The following is a 20,926-nucleotide window of genomic DNA, read 5'->3' on the forward strand; positions in this document are numbered from 1 at the left end:
CCTTGACCGGTGCGTGACCAGCCCGAGCAGCAAGCCCCGCCGGTCCAGCGGCTGCGGATCCGCTACGCGAAGCGTGGCCGGCTCCGATTCACCAGCCACCGTGACTTCAGCCGTGCCTTCGAGCGGGCCATCTTCCGGGCCCGGGTGCCGATGGCCTACTCGTCGGGTTTCAACCCCCACCCGCGCATCTCGTACGCCGGGGCCGCGCCGACCGGGGCCGCCAGCGAGGCCGAGTACCTGGAGATCGCGCTCGCCGAGGTCGTCGACCCGACGGTGATCCGTGCCCAGCTCGAGGAGGCGCTCCCCGACGGGCTCGACGTCCTCGAGGTGGTCGAGTCGGCCGGCGGCGCGCTGGCCGACCTGCTCCAAGGCAGTCGCTGGCTGATCGATCTCGACGTGGACAGCACCCGCGCGCAGGCCGCGGTCGCCGCGTTCCTCGCGACCGACGGCGTGCCGGTCCAGCGGATGACGAAGAAGGGCCTGCGCGAGTTCGACTGCCGTGCGGCCGTCATCGCGCTCGCGGCGACCGAGCGCACCGGGGGCGTCCGGCTCGACCTGGTCCTGCGCCACGGCGCGCCCGCGGTCCGGCCGGACGACGTGCTGTCCGGGCTGGCCGCCGTGGCGGACCTGAAGCCGGTCGGCGCTCCGCTCCTCACCCGCCTGGCGCAGGGTCCCCTGGACGAGGCCACGGGGACGGTGGGCGACCCGCTGTCGGTGTGACGGTGTCGGTTCCGGGCCGGTCGTGTGCGATACTCGCCATGGTTGGCCCGGGCACCCTGTCCGGGACGACAGACGACGTTCTCGCCGGTCCCTCGTGGCCCGGCACACCACGAGACGCGATCGTCGCCAGACCGCGACGCGGCCGGCAGGTCGGTGACAGCGACCCGCCACCAGGTCCATTCGGACCTTGGCCCTGCGACCGCGGCGGGCGTCGGGCGTCGTCCCGGGTGACGCCCAGCGGAGAGTGTCGCCGCCACCGCAGGCTTTGCGTCATCGCGCTCTGAGTACTCGAGCCGGTGGCGTCGGACCGCCCGCCTCGGCGCGGGCGCTAGGAGTGCACCAGATGGCCGACGACCTCCAGGCCGGAACCGCAGAACCCACCACCGCGCCGGCGGAGACCGGCGCCCCGCCGGACGAGAAGCCGGCGAAGAAGACGACCGCCAAGAAGGCCGCCGCCAAGACCGCGGCCAAGAAGACGGCGGCGAAGAAGACCACCGCCAAGAAGGCGGCCACGAAGAAGGCGACCGCCAAGAAGACCGCGGCCGCCGCCGAGCCGGGCGCCGACGAGCAGCTCGACCTCGGCGTCGACGAGGCGGCCACGCCCGCGAAGAAGGCGCCCGCGAAGAAGGCCGCGGCGAAGAAGACCGCCGCCAAGCGGACCACCGCGAAGAAGGCCGCGACGAGCAAGACCGCCGACGCGCCGGTCGAGACGGCCGTGGCCGAACCGGCCGAGGGTCCGGACGGTGACCCGGCCGCACCCGAGCAGCCGGCCGTGACCGGGGCGGCGGTGCTCTTCCAGGCACCCGAGACCACGAAGAAGGCGCCGGCCCGGCGTACGCGCAAGGCGGCCGCGAGCGCGGACGAGACGCCGGCCGAGGGCACCGAGCCTCCCGCCGCCCCCTCCGACGGGAGCGCCGACGAGGGCACGGCCGAGGAGCAGCCTCAGCAGAAGGCCGCGAAGAAGACCACCAAGAAGACTGCCCAGAAGACCACCCAGAAGACCGCCCAGAAGGCCGCGAAGAAGACCTCTCGGAAGGCCCCGGCCGAGGACGCCCCGTCGGGCGAGGAGCCTCCCGTCGACGGGGTGGCCGAGGCCACCGTCGAGGCCGACGATGCGGTCGCCGATGTGGCTGTCGATGAGGCTGTCGACGCGGACGAGACCGAGGGCGCCGACGTCGAGGCGGACGGTGCCGAGGGCGTCGAGGGCGAGGAGCAGTCCGGTGAGGGCGGTGGCGCCGGTCGGCGGCGCCGTCGTCGCGGCGGTCGCCGTCGCCGCAAGTCCGGCGACTCCGCTGCTGACGGGGACGACGGCGAGTCGGGTGAGACCGACTCCGACGACGCCGGCGACTCCGCCGGCGAGGAGGGCCAGGGCGAGAGCTCGTCGTCCCGCCGGCGCCGCCGCCGTCGCCGTGCCGGCGAGGAGGGTGGCGACGCCGCCGACGACCCGGAGAACACCGTGACCCGGGTCCGCAGCAAGCGCTCGGTCGAGGACGAGATCACCGCGGTCACGGGCTCGACCCGCCTCGAGGCCAAGAAGCAGCGGCGCCGCGAGGGCCGCGAGGCCGGCCGTCGCCGGGCGCCGATCGTGAGCGAGGCCGAGTTCCTGGCCCGCCGGGAGTCGGTCGACCGCGTCATGGTGATCCGCCAGCGTGCGGACCTGACCCAGATCGGTGTCCTCGAGGACCGGGTGCTCGTCGAGCACTACGTCGCGCGCGAGTCGCAGACCTCGCTGATCGGCAACGTCTACCTCGGACGGGTGCAGAACGTGCTGCCCTCGATGGAGGCGGCGTTCATCGACATCGGCAAGGGCCGCAACGCGGTCCTGTACGCCGGCGAGGTCAACTGGTCCGCGCTCGGTCACAAGGAGGGCCAGCCCCGCAAGATCGAGTCGGTGCTGTCCTCCGGCCAGACCGTGCTCGTCCAGGTGACCAAGGACCCGATCGGGCACAAGGGCGCCCGCCTGACCAGCCAGATCAGCCTCGCCGGCCGGTTCCTGGTCTACGTGCCCGACGGCACCACCAGCGGCATCTCGCGCAAGCTGCCCGACACCGAGCGCAACCGCCTCAAGACGCTGCTCAAGGAGATCGTCCCCGACAGTGCGGGGGTCATCGTGCGCACCGCCGCCGAGGGCGCCAGCGAGGACGAGCTGACCCGCGACGTCGAGCGGCTGAAGGCACGCTGGGAGGACATCGAGGGCAAGGCGAAGGGCAGCGCGCCGCAGCTGCTCTACGGCGAGCCGGACCTGACCCTCAAGGTCGTGCGCGACCTGTTCACCGAGGACTTCTCCAAGCTGGTCATCCAGGGCGACGAGGCCTGGGAGACCGTGCAGGGGTACGTCGCACACGTCGCCGCGGACCTCGAGGAGCGCCTGGTGCGCTACGACCCCGGTCCGGACGGCCAGGGTGGCAAGGCGGACGTCTTCGCGGAGTACCGCATCGATGAGCAGATCTCGAAGGGCCTCGACCGCAAGGTCTGGCTGCCCTCGGGCGGCTCGCTGATCATCGACCGCACCGAGGCGATGACCGTCGTCGACGTCAACACCGGCAAGTTCACCGGTTCGGGCGGCAACCTCGAGGAGACCGTCACCAAGAACAACCTCGAGGCCGCGGAGGAGGTCGTCCGCCAGCTGCGGCTGCGTGACATCGGCGGCATCATCGTCGTCGACTTCATCGACATGGTCCTCGAGTCCAACCGCGACCTGGTGCTGCGCCGGCTGGTCGAGTGCCTGGGCCGGGACCGCACCCGCCACCAGGTCGCCGAGGTCACCTCGCTCGGCCTGGTCCAGATGACCCGCAAGCGCATCGGCACCGGGCTGCTCGAGGCCTTCGGGGAGACCTGCGAGCACTGCCAGGGCCGCGGCGTGGTCGTCCACGACGCGCCGGTCGAGGCCAAGCGCTCCGAGGAGGAGCCGCGCCGCGGCGGCCGCCGCGGGCGGGGCCGTGGCCGCGGGCAGGACCAGGACTCCGGGGGCTCCGGCAGCGCCGGCGCCCCGAAGCCGCCCTCGCCCAAGGACGTCGCCGCGATGGCCCGTCCGGACGCCGAGCCGGTCGTCGACGTCGACGAGCAGGTGGAGCCGGTGGCCGTGGAGCCGGTGGCCGTGGAGCCGGTGGCCGAGGCAGTGCCCGAGACGGCCCCCGAGCCTGCGCCTCAGCCCGAGCAGCCGAAGGTGACGACGCGGACCCGCGGTCGCCGCTCGGCGAGCCGTCCGGCCGCCGCACCGGAGCCGGTCGAGGAGAAGGCCGCCGAGGAGGTGACCGCCGGTGAGCCGCCGGTGGCGGAGTCCGCGGCACCGGAGCCGGTGGCACCGGAGCCGGTGGCACCGGAGCCCGTGGTCGAGCAGCCCGAGGCCGCACCGGAGCCGCCCAAGGTCGTGACCCGCACCCGTGGCCGCCGGGCCAGCCGCCCGGCCGGGCCGCCGGAGGGCGCCGACGAGAGCCTGCCGTCGACCCCGGCCTCGGTCGGGAGCGTCGGGGCGCCGCCCGTGGACGGGACGGTGGAGCCCGGCACGGCGGAGTTCGAGCCGGCGGCGCCGGCGGCCGAGGAGCCGCCGCACGTCGAGCACGTCCCGATCAAGAAGAAGGGCTCGCGGAAGCGTTGAGCGTTGCCCGGCCCGGCGTCGTTGCCCGGCCGGGCCGGGTGACCCTCACGTTTTGCGGTGCGGCTTCCCGATCCGTACTATTGACCCTCGGTGCGCGCTCAGGAGCGCGCCCTCTCTGTGCCAACGCGACGCGGGCGACGTCGTCCGAGCGTTGCGACCCAGACCCAGACGTTCGAAGTTCAGCTGATCGACGAAGGAGACCGCGGTGTACGCGATCGTGCGCGCTGGCGCCACCCAGCAGAAGGTTGCCGTGGGCGACGTCATCGAGATCGACCAGGTCGCGACCGCGGTCGGCGAGTCGCTCACGCTCCCGGTCGTCCTCGTCGTCGACGGTGAGAAGGTCACCTCCGACGCCGCCAAGCTCGGCAAGGCGTCGGTGACCGCCGAGGTCCTCGGCGGCACCAAGGGCCCCAAGATCGTCATCCAGAAGTACAAGAACAAGACCGGCTACAAGAAGCGCCAGGGTCACCGCCAGAAGTACACCCAGGTCAAGGTCACCGCGATCAACGCCTGATCAGGCCTGAACGCACCCACGACTCCCTCGAAGGACTGAAGAGATGGCACACAAGAAGGGCGCCGCGTCCACCAAGAACGGCCGCGACTCCAACTCGCAGCGCCTCGGCGTCAAGCGGTACGGCGGCCAGGTCGTCAACGCCGGCGAGATCATCGTGCGTCAGCGCGGCACCCACTTCCACCCGGGCAGCGGCGTCGGCCGCGGCGGCGACGACACCCTGTTCGCGCTTGTCGGCGGTGCCGTCGAGTTCGGCACCCGCCGCGGTCGCCGCGTCGTCAATGTCGTCCCGGCGGAGTGACTGACGCACTCAGCAATCCAGATCGTTAGCACCGGAGGGCGTCCCTAGAATCGGGACGCCCTCCGGTCATTTTCTCAGGAGTTCCCATGGCCCTGCCCACCTTCGTCGACCGGGTCGCGCTGCACGTCAGCGCCGGCCGGGGCGGCAACGGCGTCGCCTCGGTGCATCGCGAGAAGTTCAAGCCTCTCGGCGGCCCCGACGGCGGCAACGGCGGGCCCGGCGGCTCGATCATCCTCCGCGTCGACCCGGACGTGACCACGCTCCTCGACTACCACCACAGCCCCAAGCGACGCGCCGAGCACGGCGGCCAGGGCGCGGGCGCGCACCGCAACGGCGCCCACGGCAAGGACCTGGTGCTGCCGGTGCCCGACGGCACCCTGGTGACCGACCCGAAGGGCGGCGTGCTGGCCGACCTGGTCGGTCCCGGCACCGAGCTGGTCGTGGCCCAGGGCGGCCGCGGCGGCCTCGGCAACGCCGCGCTGGCATCGTCGAAGCGCAAGGCGCCTGGCTTCGCGCTGCTCGGCGAGCCGGGGGAGGAGCTCGAGATCGTCCTCGAGCTCAAGGTGGTCGCCGACATCGGCCTGGTGGGCTTCCCCAGCGCCGGCAAGTCCAGCCTGATCGCGGCCATCTCCCGCGCCCGGCCCAAGATCGCCGACTACCCCTTCACCACGCTGGTGCCCAACCTCGGCGTGGTGAGCGCCGGCGACACGACGTTCACGGTCGCCGACGTGCCGGGTCTCATCGAGGGCGCGAGCGAGGGCCGCGGCCTGGGTCACGACTTCCTGCGCCACATCGAGCGCTGCGCCGCGATCGTGCACGTCGTCGACACGGCCAGCATCGAGCCGGGCCGCAACCCCGTCGACGACCTCGACGTGATCGAGCGCGAGCTGAGCCGGTACGGCGGGCTCGAGGACCGGCCGCGACTGGTGGCGCTCAACAAGATCGACGTCCCCGACGGGCGCGACATCGCCGGGTTCGTCGTCGACGAGCTCCGCGAGCGCGGCCTGCGGGTCTTCGAGATCTCGGCGGCCTCGGGCGAGGGCCTGCGCGAGCTCACCTTCGCGATGGCGCAGATCGTCGAGGCGGCCCGGGCCGACAAGCCGGTCGCCGAGGCGAAGCGGATCGTGCTGCGTCCGGCGTCCGCCGACGGCAGCGACGCGTTCACGATCAAGCGCACGGGCGAGGGCTGGCGGGTGCGCGGCGAGAAGCCCGAGCGCTGGGTGCGGCAGACCGACTTCAGCAACGACGAGGCCGTGGGCTTCCTCGCCGACCGGCTCAACCGCCTCGGCGTCGAGACCCGACTGGTCGAGCTCGGGGCCGAGGAGGGCGACGCCGTCCTCATCGGCCACCCCGACAACGCCGTGGTGTTCGACTTCAAGCCCGGCATCGACGCCGGTGCGGAGAGCTTGACCGGTTTTACGGGAAGTCGCCGTGGCGAGGACCAGCGGTTCGACGAGTCCCGGCCCGCGGCCCGCCGCCGCCGGGCGATCGACGAGGCGATGGCCGACCGGGCCGAGGGGGAGACCCGCGCCGACGTGGCTCGCCGTCTCGACCGCCCCGAGCAGCACGGGCCCACGTCGTACGAGATCGGCGGCAGCGACGATCCCGACTGGGCGGAGGACGACCCGGCGGAGTCACGGGAGTGAGCATCCGTACCCAGGTGACCGGGGCGAGGCGCGTCGTGGTCAAGGTCGGGTCCTCCTCGCTGACCACCGCCGCTGGGGGCATCGACCCGCAGCGCATGCGCGACCTGGTCGACGTGCTGGCCAAGCTCCGCGCCGGCGGCGTCGAGGTGGTGCTGGTCTCCTCGGGTGCGATCGCGGCCGGGCTCGCCCCGCTCGGGCTGAAGCGGCGCCCGAGGGCACTGCCGGCCCAGCAGGCCGCCGCGTCGGTCGGCCAGGGTCTGCTCGTGCACCGCTACACCGAGGAGCTGGCCCGGCACGGCGTGGTCGCGGGGCAGGTGCTGCTGACCGTCGACGACGTCACCCGGCGCTCCCACTACCGCAACGCCTACCAGACCTTCGCGAAGCTGCTCGAGTACGGCGTGCTGCCGATCGTCAACGAGAACGACACCGTCGCCACCAGCGAGATCCGGTTCGGCGACAACGACCGCCTCGCTGCGCTCGTCGCCCACCTGGTGCACGCCGACCTGCTGGTGCTGTTCAGCGACGTCGACGGGCTGTACGACGCCAAGCCGAGCGACCCCGGCAGCACACTGCTCAGCGAGGTGACCTCGGTCGACGACCTCGACGGCGTACGCATCGGCAAGGCCGGCGCGGCGGGCCTCGGCACCGGCGGCATGCAGACCAAGGTCGACGCCGCCCGGATCGCGACCGGCGCCGGCATCCCGGTCGTGCTCACCTCGGCCACGAACGCCGCCGCTGCCTTTGCGGGCGAGCCGGTCGGCACGCTCTTCCACACGACCGGCCGGCGCCGGCCGACCCGGTTGCTGTGGCTGGCCCACGCGACCGAGCCGCGGGGCACGCTGGTCCTCGACGCCGGCGCGGTGCGGGCCGTCGTCGAGCGCCGGGCATCGCTGCTGGCCGCCGGCATCACCGCCGTGGAGGGCAGTTTCCACGCCGGCGAGCCGGTCGACCTCGCGAGCCCCGACGGCACCCCGGTGGCCCGGGGGCTGGTGAACTTCGACGCCGAGGAGCTGCCCCAGCTGCTCGGCCGCAGCTCCAGCGAGCTCAAGCGCGAGCTGGGCAAGGGCTACGAGCGCGAGATCGTGCACCGCGACGACCTGGTGCTCCTCTAGTCTCATGCTGAGACCCGCCGGTCGCGGCTACCTTGGGGCCCGTGCGTGCGCGGGTCGTGGTGTTCTGGGCGGTGGTCGGCGTCCTCGGGCTGCCCGCGCTGCTGCTGACCTTCACCCGGTTGATCGAGCCGTACGGCGAGCTCTGGATCCAGGTCGAGGCGTTCACGCCGCTCGGCCTGCTGCTGTACGCCGTGGTGCTCGCGGCGCTGGTCGCCCGGCTGCTGGCGGTGCGCCGGTGGTGGTCGGTCACCACGGTCACGGCGGTCGTCGCGCTCGGATGCCTCGGCCTGCACGGCTGGTGGTACGCGCCGCAGGTGACCGGGGCGAACCCGCCGCCGGCGCGGGACGCCACGCCACTGGTGGTGATGACCGCGAACCTCCAGTTCGGCGGGGCCGACGGGGTTGAGGTCGTGCGCCGTGCCAGCGAGGCCGAGGTCGGCCTGCTGGTGGTCCAGGAGATCACCACCGCGGTGCTCGCCGACATGGACCGCGCCGGCCTGGCCGACCTGCTGCCGCACCGGATCGGCGTGCCCGGCGGTGGCGCCCGCGGCACGATGGCGTTCGCGCGGGGCGAGCTGTCCGGGTCGATGCCGCTGTCGACGACCAACGACAGCTGGTCCTTCCGGTTGGACGACTTGACGGTGATCGCGGTGCACGCGGCGTGGCCACCCGACACCACCCGCTGGTACGCCGACCACCACGCGATCGCCCGCGCCACCGATCGGCTCGAGCCCGACCTCGTGGTCGGCGACTTCAACGCCACCGACGACCACGCACCGATGCGCGCGCTCGCCGACGCCGGCTATCGCGACGCCGGCGAGCTCGCGAACGAGGGCTGGCAGGCGACCTGGCCGACCAGCGGCCTCTTCGACGTGGTCGGGGTGCCGCTCGCGCAGATCGACCACGTGCTGGTCGGCGGCTCGCTCGCGGCGCTGTCGACGCGGACCGTCGGCGTGCCCGGCAGTGACCACCGAGCCGTGCTGGCCACCGTCGCCCCGAGGTGACCCCGTACTCTGGTCGGTGCGATGAACGACCCGACGACCGTCTACCTCGACCACGCGGCGACCACCCCGATGGTGCCGGCGGCCGTCGAGGCGATGACGGCCCACCTGCTCGAGGTCGGCAACCCGAGTTCGCTGCACGCCTCCGGCCGGCGTGCCCGGCGCATCGTCGAGGAGTCGCGCGAGACGATCGCCCAGGCACTCGACTGCCGGCCGGGCGAGGTGGTCTTCACCTCCGGCGGCACCGAGGCCGACAACCTGGCGCTCAAGGGCGTCTACTGGGCCCGCCGGACGGCCGCCCCGCGGCGTACCCGCATCCTCACGACCGCGATCGAGCACCACGCCGTGCTCGACCCGCTGCACTGGCTGGCACGTGCCGAGGGCGCCGAGGTCGAGCGGCTGCCGGTCGACGGGCACGGGCGCCTCGACGTGAACGCGCTCCGCAGGTCCGTCGAGCGCGATCCCGGCTCCGTCGCGCTGATCTCGGTGATGTGGGCCAACAACGAGGTCGGCACGCTGCAGCCGGTCGACGAGGTCGTCGCGATCGCGGCCGAGCACGGCATCCCCGTGCACACCGACGCCGTGCAGGCGATCGGGGCGGTGCCGGTCGCGTTCGCGCGCTCCGGGGTCGACGCCCTGACGCTCACCGGCCACAAGGTCGGCGGCCCCTTCGGCGTGGGTGCGCTCGTCGTCCGCCGTGAGCTCGCCGTGACGCCGCTGGTCCACGGCGGCGGCCAGGAGCGCGACATCCGCAGCGGCACCATCGACACGCCCGCGATCGCCGGCTTCGCCGCGGCGGTCGAGCTCGCCGTCAAGCAGCAGGCCGAGCACGCCGCCCGGGTGTCCGCACTGCGCGACGACCTGGTGCGGCGGGTGATCGAGGTGGTGCCCGACGCGCACCTGCACGGGGCGCCGTTGAGCCCCGGGGCCACCGGTCGGCTCCCCGGCAACGCCCACCTGGGCTTCCCGGGCTGCGAGGGCGACTCGCTGCTGATGCTGCTCGACGCCCGCGGCATCGAGTGCTCCACCGGCTCCGCCTGCTCCGCGGGCGTGCCCCAGCCCTCGCACGTGCTGCTCGCGATGGGCTGCGATGACGAGCAGGCGCGGCACTCGCTGCGGTTCTCCCTCGGACATGCTTCGACGGCCGCCGACGTCGACGCGGTCGTCGAGGCGATCGGCCCCGTGGTCGAACGGGCCCGGGCGGCTCGGCGGTGATCTGATGAGGGTCATCGCCGCCATGTCCGGCGGCGTCGACTCCGCCGTCGCCGCGGCCCGCGCGGCCGAGGCCGGCCACGACGTCACCGGCATCCATCTCGCGCTGTCGCGCAACCCCGCGTCGTACCGCTCCGGCGCCCGCGGCTGCTGCACGATCGAGGACGCCAACGACGCGCGGCGGGCCGCCGACGTCATCGGCATCCCGTTCTACGTGTGGGACCTCTCCGAGCGCTTCCACGAGGACGTGGTCGAGGACTTCATGGACGAGTACGCCGCCGGGCGGACGCCCAACCCCTGCCTGCGGTGCAACGAGAAGATCAAGTTCGCCGCCGTGCTCGACCGGGCGCTGGGCCTGGGCTTCGACGCGGTCGCGACCGGCCACTACGCCCAGCTGCGGACGGGTGCGGACGGGCTGGTCGAGATGCACCGATCGGTCGACCACGGCAAGGACCAGTCCTACGTGCTCGGCGTCCTGGACCAGGAGCAGCTGCGACACTCCCTCTTCCCGCTCGGCGACTCGACCAAGACCGCCGTGCGGGCCGAGGCGGCGGCTCGGGGGCTGCTGGTGGCCGACAAGCCCGACAGCCACGACATCTGCTTCGTGGCCGACGGGGACAACGCCGGCTGGCTGCGCGAGAAGCTCGGCGACCGGGCGCCGAACCAGGGCGGCGCCGTCGTCGACGAGTCCGGCGCCGTCGTCGGCACCCATACGGGGACCTACGCCTTCACCATCGGCCAGCGGCGCGGCCTGCGGCTCGGGCGCCCCGCCCCCGACGGGAAGCCGCGGTTCGTGCTCGACATCGAGCCGGTCTCGGGCACCGTCACCGTCGGTCCTCGCGAGCGGCTGGCGGTCGACCGGCTGACCGGCATCCGGCCGCGCTGGTGCGGCGCCGCGCCGACCCGGCTCGCCGGCCCCGGCGTGACCGTGCAGCTGCGTGCCCACGGCGACGAGCACCGCGCCGTCGTGACCGCGACCGACTCCCCGGACGGCCCGGTGGTGGAGGTCGAGCTGCTCGACCCGGCGTACGGCATCGCGCCCGGCCAGGCGGCCGTGATCTACGACGGCACCCGGGTGGTCGGCTCGGCCACGATCTCGGCCACGGCGCGGGTGTCGGCGGTGCAGCGGTGAGCAGGCAACCGTCCGCCCGCACCGATCGGTTGCTGGCTCACCGCCCGACGGCGGCTGCGCCGGGCAGCGGTGAGCAGGCAACCGTTTCTGTCGCGCATTCGGTTGCTGGCTCACCGCCGCACGGGACCGGCGGGCAGCCATGGTGATCGCGACCGGCATCGGATCGATGCCCGGCGACGACCAGCCTGCGTACGACGAGGCGCTGCGGGTGGTGCTCGGCGAGCTGGCCCCGGATCGGCACGGCCTGCCCCATCTCCCCGAGGTGCCGGGTCGCGGCGCGATCGCGAGCATGACCGGTCGGGGTCTGGCGGTGCTCGCCGACCTCGACGCCGACCTCCAGCCCGCCGGCTGGCGGCTGACCGGCACCCACGGCCGTTCCGGGGTCGACCATCGACGGGCGCGCAGCCTGCTCGCGCAGGACCTCGACGCGCTCGAGGAGCAGGCGCAGGGCTACGCGGGCGCGTTCAAGATCCAGGTCGCCGGCCCGTGGACGCTGGCCACGACCGTGGAGCGGCCGCGCGGCGACAAGCTGCTCGCCGACCACGGTGCCCGGCGCGAGCTCGCGCAAGCGCTCGCGGAGGGACTGCGCGGCCACGTCGCCGACGTACGCCGCCGGCTGCCGGGCGTCGGCCGGCTCGTCGTCCAGGTGGACGAGCCCGCGCTCGCGGCCGTGCTCGACGGCGTGGTGCCGACGGCCTCCGGCTTCCACCGACACCGCACCGTCGACCTTCCCGAGGCGTCCCAGGCGCTCGAATGGGTGCTGGAGGCGATCGCCGAGACGGACGCCGAGCCGTGGGTGCACTCCTGTGCATCGGGTGTCCCGTGGGCGATGCTCCGCAAGGCCGGCGCCCGGGGACTCTCGGCCGACCTCGCCACGCTGGCGGCCGCCGACCACGATGCCCTCGCCGAGGCGCTCGAGTCCGGGGAGTCGGTGGCGCTGGGCGTCGTCGCGGCCCTCGACCCGGCGACCAGGCCCACCGACGGCCAGCTCACTGAGTCGGTGCTGCGCTGGCTCGACATGCTGGGCCTCGACCCCGACGGGGTGGGGGAGCGGCTGCTGGTCACACCGACCTGCGGCCTGGCCGGTGCCTCCCCGGGGTGGGCGCGCCGGGCGCTCGCCCTCGCCCGCGCGACGGCGGCCCATGTCGCGGGCTGACGCATCCGGACCCGGTCGGCGGGTACCGCTCGGGGCATGAGCGACCTGACGGGGAAGACCGTGGCCATCATCGCGACCGACTTCTTCGAGGAGGCGGAACTGGTCGAGCCGCGCGATGCCCTGCGCGAGGCGGGAGCGACCGTGCGGATCTACTCCACCGGCACCGACCCGATCCAGGCCGTCGAGGGGGACACGAGGCCCACCCAGCAGGTGGAGGTCGACGGCACGCTGGGCGAACTCGACGTCTCGGCCGTCGATGCGGTCGTCGTACCGGGCGGGACCGTGAACGCCGACCGGATCCGCACCGAGGTGCGGGCCCAGGAGATCGCGAAGCAGGCCGTCGAGGACGGCAAGCCGCTCGCGGTGATCTGCCACGGCCCGTGGCTGCTGGTCTCCTCCGGGCTGGCCCGCGGCAGGCGGCTGACCAGCTACCACAGCCTCGCCGACGACGTGCGCAACGCCGGCGGCACCTGGATCGACGAGGAGGTCGTCGTCGACGGCAACCTCATCACCAGCCGCGACCCCGGCGACCTTCCCGCGTTCATCAAGGCCGTCGAGGACGCGCTCGTCGCCTGACGCCGCGACGGGTCGTCCGCCTCAGCAGGGCGCAGAGACCCTCTCGAGGCGGACGACCGTGCTGTCAGCCGACGTGGACCGGGGCGCTCTCCGGGCCGTCGGTGGCCAGCTCCTGGTGCTTCACGGTGAGGAAGATCCAGGTCACGAGGGAGGCGACCAGCATCAGCCCGGCTCCGAGCAGGAACGCGTCGCTCGCGCCGGCGGTGAAGATCTGGTGCTGGGCGATCGTGAGCTGCTCCGGACTGATCGGGACGCCGGCGGTCTGCGCGGCGTTGGTGAGGGTGGCGCCGAGGTCGTCCATGGTCTGCGTGGCGATGGTGCCGAGCAGGGACAGGCCCAGGGCGCCGCCGACCTGCTGCATGGTGTTCAGCACGCCGGAGCCGATGCCGGTGTCCTCCGTACGCAGGTGATGGACCGCCGTCAGCGTCAGCGGCACGAACGTCATGCCCATGCCGAAGGCCATCAGCAGGATGTACGGCAGCAGGTCGGTCACGTAGTCGCCCTGCAGGTCCGCCATCGGGATCGAGGTGTCGTGGGGCAGCCGCGAGAAGCCGAGCAGCGCGCCCGCGGCCATCAGCGTGCCGATGCCGGCCAGGACCCGCGGGTCGATCCGGTTGATCAGGTTCGACGAGATGCCGGCCGCGACCACCAGGCCGATGCAGAACGGCAGGAACGCGACGCCGGCCTTGATCGAGCTGTAGCCCATCACGGTCTGGATGTACTGGCTGAGGTAGAAGAACATCGCGAACATCGCGGCCGGGGCGAAGAACATCGCCAGGTAGCTCGCCGCCCGGGTGCGGTTGGCGAACACGCGGACCGGCAGCAGCGGGTGCGCGACGCGACGCTCGAGGAGCAGGAACGTCGTGAGCAGCAGCAGGCCGGCGGCCAGGCTGACGATCGTCCAGGTGTCGCCCCAGCCGTCGGTGCCGGCGCGACTGATGCCGTAGACGAGGCCGAGCAGGCCGAGGGTGCCGGTGACCGCGCCGGGCAGGTCGAGCTCGCCCGGGTGCGACTCGGACTCCTTGAGGAAGCGCGGCGCGAGCAGCGCGGTCGCGATGCCGATCGGGGTGTTGATCAGCAGCGTGAGCCGCCAGCCCTCGACGTCGAGGCCGAAGACGCTGTCGAGCCCGGTCAGCCAGCCGCCGAGCAGCAGGCCGACCGCCGCGCCGACGCCCGACATCGCGGCGTACACGGCGAAGGCGCGGTTGCGTGCGGGGCCGGCGGGGAACGTCGTCGCGATCAGTGCCAACGCCGCGGGGGAGGCGAGCGCGGCGCCGAGGCCCTGGAGGGCCCGGGCGGCGAGCAGCGTGGCCTCGCTGGTCGCGAGGCCGCCGAGCAGCGAGGCGATGCCGAAGATGACCAGGCCGATCATGAAGATCCTGCGGCGGCCGTAGAGGTCGCCGAGGCGGCCGCCGAGCAGCAGCAGGCTGCCGAAGGCGAGCGCGTAGCCGGTGACCACCCAGCGCAGGTTCTCGGGCGCGATGTCGAGGTCGTGCTCGATGAAGGGGAGGGCGATGTTCACGATGGTGCCGTCGAGCACCACCATCAGCTGCGCCACCGAGATGAGCACGAGGGCCCACCCCAGGTGGCGACTCTTGTCCGGGGCGGATTGCGCCTCGGTCGTCAGTTCGGTCATCGCGTTCGGTCTCTTCCTAGTCGGACTCGGGGTGGGAGTCGTGCGGAGTGGCCGGACCGCGGATCGCGGCCGGCAGGATGATCTGGTCGATCACACGAGTGATCACGTCGGGGTCGGGGAGCTCGCCCATCACGAACATGCGGTGCAGGACGATCCCGGCCAGGGCGGGCTCGAAGAGATCGAGATCGAGGCCGTCCCGCAGCTCGCCGCGCTCGCGGGCACGTTCCCAGAGCAGGCGCGAGGCCGCGATCTTGGGCCCGACGAAGTCGCGGCGGAAGGCTGCGGCGAAGTCGGCGTCGCGGGAGATGGCGGTCAGCACGCTCGCGAAGGTGGCCACCGCCTGGGTGTCGGCGAGCCCGCCGATGCCGCAGAACGCCGCCTGCAGGTCGCCGCGGAGCGACCCGGTGTCGGGCAGCTCCTCGAAGCCCTTCATGTGCTGGAGCGCCTCGATCACGAGGCTGACCTTGTTGGTCCACCGCCGGTAGAGCGTGGCCTTGGACGCCTTGGCCTGAGCGGCGACGGCGTCCATCGTCAGCCGGTCGTAGCCGGATTCGGCGAGCACCTGGAGGGTCGCGTCGAGGATCTCCTGCTCGCGGTCACCCTCGATGCGGGGGCGTTCGGTGCGGGGGGTCATCGCGTGGTCCTCGTGCTGTTCGTCGGTGGTTCACCTGGATGAAACGAAACGGTTTCGTTTCATCCGGAACAGCGTAGGTCGGCGGGTTCATTCCGCCCAAGTCGATTTTTCTCGGATTTCTTCCCGGACCGGCTCCCGCCCCCGGAGCCGACGTCGGTGCGGCCCGGCAGAATGCGGACATGAGCACTCCCGTCGAGCCCCCTTCCGGCAGTCAGGTCGAGACTCACACCGAGACCCAGGTCGACGCGGCGCCCGCAGACGTCCGGGAGGAGCACCGCCTCCTGGCCGAGGAGGTCGAGGAGGCGCGCTGGCGCTACTACGTGCTCGACAGTCCGACGATCGACGACGCCGACTTCGACAAGCGGCTGCGCCGGCTGGAGGCGCTCGAGGAGGAGTTCCCCGAGCTGCGGACGCCGGACTCGCCGACCCAGAAGGTCGGGGGCGCGGTCTCCACCGAGTTCACCGCGGTCGACCACCTACGTCGCATGGAGAGCCTCGACAACGCCTTCTCCTACGAGGAGCTGGAGAGCTGGTACGCCCGGCTCGGTCGCGACGGCATCGAGCAGCCGGCCCTGCTGTGCGAGCTCAAGGTCGACGGCCTGGCGATCAACCTGCTCTACGAGGGCGGCCGCCTGGTCCGCGCGCTCACCCGGGGAGACGGCACCACGGGCGAGGACGTGACGCCCAACGTGAAGACGATCGCGTCGGTGCCACACCGCCTCACCGGCACCGACGAGTTCCCCGTGCCCGACCTGGTCGAGGTGCGCGGCGAGGTGTTCCTGCCCGTCGAGGCCTTCGAACGGCTCAACGACTCGCTGCTCGAGGCCGGCAAGGCGCCGTTCGCCAACCCGCGCAACTCCGCCGCCGGGTCGCTGCGGCAGAAGGACCCGCGGGTCACCGCTACCCGGGCGCTGGGCATGGTGTGCCACGGGCTCGGGGAGCGCCGCGGCTTCGAGCCGGAGGCGCAGTCGCACTCCTACGAGGCCCTGCGCGCCTGGGGCCTGCCCATCTCCGACCAGGTGAGGGTGGTGGCGACGCTCGAGGAGGTCGAGGCCTACATCGAGAACGCCGGCGCCCACCGGCACACGATCGTCCCCTACGAGATCGACGGCGTCGTCGTGAAGGTCGACGACGTGTCGCTCCAGCGCCGGCTCGGCTCGACCAGCCGGGCGCCGCGCTGGGCGATCGCGTTCAAGTACCCGCCCGAGGAGGTCAACGCCAAGCTGCTCGAGATCCGCGTCAACGTCGGTCGTACCGGCCGCGTCACGCCGTACGGCGTGATGGAGCCGACCCGGGTCGCCGGCTCGACCGTCGAGAACGCCACGCTGCACAACGGCCACGAGGTGAAGCGCAAGGACGTGCGCCCCGGCGACACCGTGATTCTGCGCAAGGCCGGCGACGTGATCCCGGAGATCCTGGGCCCGGTCCTGGCGCTGCGCCCCGAGGGCCTGCCCGAATGGGTGATGCCGACGCAGTGCCCCTCGTGCGGCACCGAGCTCGCCGAGCAGAAGGAGGGCGACAAGGACCTGCGCTGCCCCAACCACGAGAGGTGCCCGGGCCAGGTCCGCGAACGGGTGTTCTTCGTCGCCGGCCGGAGCGCGTTCGACATCGAGGGGCTCGGCTACGAGGCGGCCACCGCGCTGCTCGACGCCGGGGTGATCGCCAACGAGGGCGACGTGTTCGGGCTCACCGCGGCCGACCTGCTGCGGACCGAGCTCTTCACCCGGGCGGCCAAGAAGGACGAGGAGGGTGAACGTGTCCTCTCAGCCAACGGCCAGCGGCTCCTGGACAACCTCGGCGACCGTCTGGACGTGCCGCTGTGGCGGGTCCTGGTCGCGCTCTCGATCCGGCACGTCGGGCCGAGCGCGGCCCGCGCGTTGGCCACCGAGTTCGGCTCGATGGCGGCGATCCGGGCCGCGGCCGAGGAGCAGCTGGCCGCCGCCGAGGGCGTCGGCCCGACGATCGCCGAGGCCGTGATCGCCTGGTTCCAGGTGCCGTGGCACGTCGAGATCGTCGAGAAGTGGGAGCGCGCCGGCGTGCGCATGGCCGACGCTCGCGACGAGTCGGTGGTCCGGACCCTGGAGGGCCTGACGGTCGTGGTCACCGGGTCCCTGGTCGACTTCAGCCGCGACTCGGCCAAGGAGGCGATCGTGTCCCGGGGCGGCAAGGCGTCCGGCTCGGTGTCGAAGAAGACCGACTACGTCGTGGTCGGCGACAACGCCGGCTCCAAGGCCGACAAGGCCGAGCAGCTCGGCGTCCCGATCCTCGACGAGGACGGCTTCAAGGCGCTGCTGGAGAAGGGCCCCGAGGCGCTCCCGGCGGACTAGCTGGCGGAGCTTCGGAACCATCTGCCCCGCGTCGCGACCTGCGGTCGGCCTTGTCGCGTTGGTGGTGGCTTCGAGGCTCCTCGCTGGCGCTCGTCGCACCTCAACCACCGTCGCCGAGCACGGTGGTTGAGGAAGGCGCGCTAGCGCCTGTCTCGAAACCACCCGTCGGTGCGCGGGGCTGTGGTCGGGGCCGGGTCGCGTTGGTCGTGGTGGTTTCGAGACGGTTGCTAGCGCAACCTCCTCAACCACCGTCGCCGGGGGTCACGGTGGTTGAGGAAGGCGCGCTGGCGCCTGTCTCGAAACCACCCGCGCCGGGACACGGTGGTTGAGGTGCGAGGGCCGCCAGGCCCGAGCCTCGAAACCACCCTCCACAGGTCACGATCCGGTGTGGAAAGGCGCCCCGGATCGTGACCTGTTCGTGACCCAGAACCCTGTGGAACAAGGGGAATCCGGCCTTCCAGTGTCGGTGGTCGGTGCTTGAGTAGGTGGCATGACAGCACAGGCCACGCCGCGACACCGGGTGTCGACGACGACCGCGCAGATGCGCGACCTCGCCGACGCCGTGGCCGATGCGTCGGTGTGGTCCATGGACCCCGCCGAGGCCGGGGCCACGCTGGTCGAGCTGACCCGGCTGGCCGCGCAGGTCGCCGAACTGCAGGCCCGGGTCGCCGCGCACGCCGACGCGATCCACGTCGGCCAGGACGTGGGTGCCTCGTCGGCGGCGAACTGGCTGGCCCACCAGACCAAGACCACCCGTGCGGCCGCGTACGGCGCGGTGCGGCTCGGCCACGACCTCGAGGCCCACGCGTCGACCCGTGAGGCGCTGGCGGCCGGGGAGGTCGACGTCGAGCGGGCGCGGGTCGTCATCCGGTGGGTCGACCAGCTCCCCACCGACCTCGGCCCCGAGACCCTCGCCAAGGCCGAGGCGCACCTGCTCGCCGAGGCCCGGTATCACGACGCGAAGGCGTTGGGGCGGCTGGGGCGGCGGCTGTGGGAGGTCATCGCCCCATGCGAGGCCGACGCCCACGAGGCCGAGATCCTGCAACGGCAGGAGGCGGCCGCGCTGCGGGCCTGCTCGCTGACGATGGTCGACGACGGCGACGGGAAGACTCGGGGCCGGTTCGTGCTGCCGACCTACCACGCCGCCGCCCTCAAGAAGATGCTGATGGCGCTGGCCGCACCCAAGCACCTGGCGGCCACCCAGGGCCCCGGCATCGAACGCCGACCCGGACCCGAAGCACTCGGCCGGGCGTTGTGCGAGCTGATCGAGCGCTACCCGGTCGACCGACTCCCGACCACCGGCGGGGTGAACGCCACCGTCGTGGTGGTCATCGACGAAGACACCCTGACCGGCCGCCTGGAGAAGGCCGGCGTCCTGGACACCGGCGACCGCATCAGCCCCGCCATGGCACGGCGGCTGGCGTGCGAGGCCGGGATCATTCCCGCCGTCCTCGGCAGTGCCTCGGTCCCGCTCGACCTCGGGAGACGGAGCCGGTACCACACCGAGCACCAGCGCATCGCCATGTTCCTGCGCGACCGCGGTTGCCGCGCCGAGGGCTGCGACCGCACCACCGGACTCCACGCCCACCACCAACAGCACTGGACCGACGGCGGCCACACCAACCTCACCGACAGCGCATCCCTCTGCGCCTGGCACCACACCCTCATCCACGACCCCACCTACCAGACCACCTACCTCCCCACCGGCAAGATCCAGTTCCACCGACGCACGTGACGGCCCCGTCACCGACCGCCTGCGCGAGACGCACCCTAGAGCGGCCGCCCCGGGGTGCCCGCGACGAGCGTGAGCCCAGACGTGGAGCTGGCGCCGATGTCCTCGCAGCCGGCGGTGACGGGATCGCAGATCTCAATCTCGTCACGACCCGGTGCCCTGCCGATCAGATGGCCGTCGGGCGTCCAGCCGTAGCCGAGGGCGGCGCGGCTCTCGAACCCGGTCTCCTCCCCGCTGCGGACGTCGTAGACGGTCATCCCCGGGACGGTGGTCGCGGCCAGGAAGTACCGGCCGTCGGGGGAGAGTGCTCCGTAGCTGCTCGCCCGGTCGCCGGCCACGGTCAGCAGCGGGCCTCCCGCGAACGTGGTCAGGGTCCAGCCGGCGGTCGTGGGGTCGAAGTCGACCGATATCCCCGCGGCCTGCCACCATCCCGGGGGACGCCGTGCCGGCTCCCCGGTGCGCCAGTCGACGACCACCCCACCGTTCCCGCCGGCATAGGCGAACAGGTCGCCCGAGAGCCAGTGGGCCCGCCCGAGATCGGAGTCGCCGATGCGGAACGGCGTCCCGACCTCGGTCTCGGAGCCGGTGGCGAGGTCCCGCACCACGGCCTGGCCGCGACCATCTCCCGTGTCGCGGACGTAGCCGAGGTTCGGCGTCCCGGGGTCCGTCGCCACGTCGGGGATGCCGAGGCCGCCGGTGACGAGGTCCAGGTCGAGCGGCTCGACATCGCCGGCGGGAGTGGCCAGCACGTATCCGTCGGTGGCTCGGGCAACGACGCCGGCGGAGGTGTAGCTGAGCTGGGCGAGCCCGGGGACGACTGCGGTGTGGTTGCCGACGTGCAGCTCGTCGCCCTGCGCCCAGGCGCCGCGCTGCTCGTACGCCTGCTGGTCGGTCGGTCGAGCCGGCTCCGGGGTGCGATCGGTGCGATCGCGGCCGAGGAGGGCGGTCCCGCTGGCGAGGGCGACGAGAGCGACGACGGCCCCGACGACCGCGGTGGTCGTGCGGCGGCGACGCCGGATCGCCCGCCCGTCGGCGAGCACGTCGTCGGCGGGGGCCGGCGGGACGACCTCGTCGTCGAGCAGCGACCGCAGCCGCGCGAGCGCGTCGGAGGTCTGGCTCTTGACGGTGCCTTCGGAGATGCCGAGGGCGTGGGCGACCTCGCGCACGCTGAGGTCGTCGTAGTAGCGCAGCACGACCACAGCACGCTGGCGCGGCGCGAGCGTCGCCAGCGCGTCGACGACGGCGGTGCGCGTGCTCGGGTCGTGGTCGACGCCGGCGTCGGGGAGCACCTCGGTCGGGTGCTCGTTGCGCCACGAGCGGCGGCGGAACCAGGAAGCGGCCGTGTTCGCCAGCACCACCCGCGCGTACGCAGGCGCCGCGGCCGGGTCCTGCACCCTGCGCCACGACGCGTAGGTCTTCGCCAGCGCGGTCTGGGTCAGGTCCTCGGCGAGCTGGTGGTCGCCCAGCATCAGGTACGCCGTGCGGTAGAGCCTCGGCCACGCCGCGTGGACGAACTCGGTGAACTCCTCGTCCGTCATGGTTCTCGCCATCGGTCCTCCTCGAGCGGTCACCGGGGAAGATGCGGCGTCGGCCCGATCGGTTGGGTGGAGGCAGTCTCTCCTAGGATTGGCA

16 protein-coding genes are annotated in these 20,926 nt (G+C 72.9%); 13 read left to right on the forward strand and 3 right to left on the reverse strand.

The annotated features are described in order from the left end of the window. The first annotated feature begins 9 nt into the window (after positions 1–9). The 11 genes from FHU40_RS16575 to FHU40_RS16625 all read left to right on the forward strand — a co-directional run bounded on the left by FHU40_RS16575 (position 10) and on the right by FHU40_RS16625 (position 12,965). A complete protein-coding gene (locus FHU40_RS16575; RefSeq protein WP_183593342.1) occupies positions 10–720 on the forward strand; it encodes a TIGR03936 family radical SAM-associated protein in 711 nt (236 codons plus the stop codon). A 343-nt stretch (positions 721–1,063) separates the two neighbouring features. Continuing rightward, complete coding sequence (locus FHU40_RS16580; RefSeq protein WP_183593343.1) at positions 1,064–4,318, forward strand: Rne/Rng family ribonuclease; 3,255 nt, start codon at positions 1,064–1,066, stop codon at positions 4,316–4,318. A 205-nt stretch (positions 4,319–4,523) separates the two neighbouring features. Beyond that, complete coding sequence (gene rplU, locus FHU40_RS16585) at positions 4,524–4,832, forward strand: 50S ribosomal protein L21 (protein ID WP_183593344.1); 309 nt, start codon at positions 4,524–4,526, stop codon at positions 4,830–4,832. 43 nt (positions 4,833–4,875) lie between these two features. Further along, positions 4,876–5,130 (forward strand): 50S ribosomal protein L27, encoded by a 255-nt coding sequence (gene rpmA / locus FHU40_RS16590; protein ID WP_183593345.1) that lies wholly within the window; start codon positions 4,876–4,878, stop codon positions 5,128–5,130. 86 nt (positions 5,131–5,216) lie between these two features. Beyond that, the gene (obgE, locus tag FHU40_RS16595; RefSeq protein ID WP_183593346.1) at positions 5,217–6,776 is read left to right on the forward strand and encodes a GTPase ObgE; all 1,560 of its coding nucleotides are present in this window, start codon (positions 5,217–5,219) and stop codon (positions 6,774–6,776) included. After that, positions 6,773–7,888, forward strand: a complete 1,116-nt coding sequence (gene proB, locus FHU40_RS16600; RefSeq protein WP_215524880.1) for a glutamate 5-kinase — start codon at positions 6,773–6,775, stop codon at positions 7,886–7,888. The genes obgE and proB overlap by 4 nt, the downstream gene beginning before the upstream one ends. A 41-nt stretch (positions 7,889–7,929) precedes the next feature. Further along, positions 7,930–8,892, forward strand: coding sequence for an endonuclease/exonuclease/phosphatase family protein (locus FHU40_RS29575; protein WP_183593347.1), 963 nt, complete (start codon positions 7,930–7,932; stop codon positions 8,890–8,892). Positions 8,893–8,913: 21 nt separating this feature from the next. Then, positions 8,914–10,104 (forward strand): cysteine desulfurase family protein, encoded by a 1,191-nt coding sequence (locus tag FHU40_RS16610; protein WP_183593348.1) that lies wholly within the window; start codon positions 8,914–8,916, stop codon positions 10,102–10,104. Positions 10,105–10,108: 4 nt separating this feature from the next. After that, entirely contained in the window at positions 10,109–11,233 is a 1,125-nt protein-coding gene (gene mnmA / locus FHU40_RS16615; protein WP_183593349.1) for a tRNA 2-thiouridine(34) synthase MnmA, read from the forward strand. 139 nt (positions 11,234–11,372) lie between these two features. Then, on the forward strand, positions 11,373–12,389 hold the full coding sequence (locus FHU40_RS16620) for a uroporphyrinogen decarboxylase/cobalamine-independent methonine synthase family protein (protein WP_183593350.1): 1,017 nt from the start codon (positions 11,373–11,375) through the stop codon (positions 12,387–12,389). Positions 12,390–12,425: 36 nt separating this feature from the next. After that, on the forward strand, positions 12,426–12,965 hold the full coding sequence (locus FHU40_RS16625; protein WP_183593351.1) for a type 1 glutamine amidotransferase domain-containing protein: 540 nt from the start codon (positions 12,426–12,428) through the stop codon (positions 12,963–12,965). A gap of 64 nt (positions 12,966–13,029) precedes the next feature. Here FHU40_RS16625 and FHU40_RS16630 read toward each other — a convergent pair whose 3' ends face one another. Then, positions 13,030–14,601 carry an MFS transporter gene (locus FHU40_RS16630; RefSeq protein ID WP_183593352.1) on the reverse strand — a complete coding sequence of 524 codons (1,572 nt, stop codon included), beginning with the start codon at positions 14,599–14,601 and terminating at the stop codon, positions 13,030–13,032. A 16-nt stretch (positions 14,602–14,617) separates the two neighbouring features. Continuing rightward, a complete protein-coding gene (locus FHU40_RS16635; RefSeq protein WP_183593353.1) occupies positions 14,618–15,235 on the reverse strand; it encodes a TetR/AcrR family transcriptional regulator in 618 nt (205 codons plus the stop codon). A 179-nt stretch (positions 15,236–15,414) separates the two neighbouring features. Here FHU40_RS16635 and ligA point away from each other — a divergent pair, with 179 nt between their 5' ends. Both ligA and FHU40_RS16645 read left to right on the forward strand, forming a co-directional pair. Continuing rightward, the gene (gene ligA / locus FHU40_RS16640) at positions 15,415–17,562 is read left to right on the forward strand and encodes an NAD-dependent DNA ligase LigA (RefSeq protein WP_183593354.1); all 2,148 of its coding nucleotides are present in this window, start codon (positions 15,415–15,417) and stop codon (positions 17,560–17,562) included. A gap of 490 nt (positions 17,563–18,052) precedes the next feature. Beyond that, complete coding sequence (locus tag FHU40_RS16645; RefSeq protein WP_183593355.1) at positions 18,053–19,297, forward strand: HNH endonuclease signature motif containing protein; 1,245 nt, start codon at positions 18,053–18,055, stop codon at positions 19,295–19,297. Between the two features lie 35 nt (positions 19,298–19,332). On the opposite strand, the gene FHU40_RS29580 is transcribed toward FHU40_RS16645, so the two are convergent. Further along, the gene (locus FHU40_RS29580) at positions 19,333–20,844 is read right to left on the reverse strand and encodes a SigE family RNA polymerase sigma factor (RefSeq protein WP_183593356.1); all 1,512 of its coding nucleotides are present in this window, start codon (positions 20,842–20,844) and stop codon (positions 19,333–19,335) included. Positions 20,845–20,926 lie beyond the last annotated feature (82 nt).

This window comes from Nocardioides soli (assembly GCF_014191495.1).
GTDB lineage: Bacteria > Actinomycetota > Actinomycetes > Propionibacteriales > Nocardioidaceae > Nocardioides > Nocardioides soli.

Coding starts and splice junctions, on each gene's coding strand:
- FHU40_RS16580 (WP_183593343.1), top strand. CDS start 1,064: ATGGCCGACGACCTCCAGGCCGGAACCGCAGAACCCACCACCGCGCCG.
- rpmA (WP_183593345.1), top strand. CDS start 4,876: ATGGCACACAAGAAGGGCGCCGCGTCCACCAAGAACGGCCGCGACTCC.
- obgE (WP_183593346.1), top strand. CDS start 5,217: ATGGCCCTGCCCACCTTCGTCGACCGGGTCGCGCTGCACGTCAGCGCC.
- FHU40_RS16610 (WP_183593348.1), top strand. CDS start 8,914: ATGAACGACCCGACGACCGTCTACCTCGACCACGCGGCGACCACCCCG.
- mnmA (WP_183593349.1), top strand. CDS start 10,109: ATGAGGGTCATCGCCGCCATGTCCGGCGGCGTCGACTCCGCCGTCGCC.
- FHU40_RS16620 (WP_183593350.1), top strand. CDS start 11,373: ATGGTGATCGCGACCGGCATCGGATCGATGCCCGGCGACGACCAGCCT.
- FHU40_RS16625 (WP_183593351.1), top strand. CDS start 12,426: ATGAGCGACCTGACGGGGAAGACCGTGGCCATCATCGCGACCGACTTC.
- FHU40_RS16630 (WP_183593352.1), bottom strand. CDS start 14,601: ATGACCGAACTGACGACCGAGGCGCAATCCGCCCCGGACAAGAGTCGC.
- FHU40_RS16635 (WP_183593353.1), bottom strand. CDS start 15,235: ATGACCCCCCGCACCGAACGCCCCCGCATCGAGGGTGACCGCGAGCAG.
- ligA (WP_183593354.1), top strand. CDS start 15,415: ATGAGCACTCCCGTCGAGCCCCCTTCCGGCAGTCAGGTCGAGACTCAC.
- FHU40_RS16645 (WP_183593355.1), top strand. CDS start 18,053: ATGACAGCACAGGCCACGCCGCGACACCGGGTGTCGACGACGACCGCG.
- FHU40_RS29580 (WP_183593356.1), bottom strand. CDS start 20,844: ATGGCGAGAACCATGACGGACGAGGAGTTCACCGAGTTCGTCCACGCG.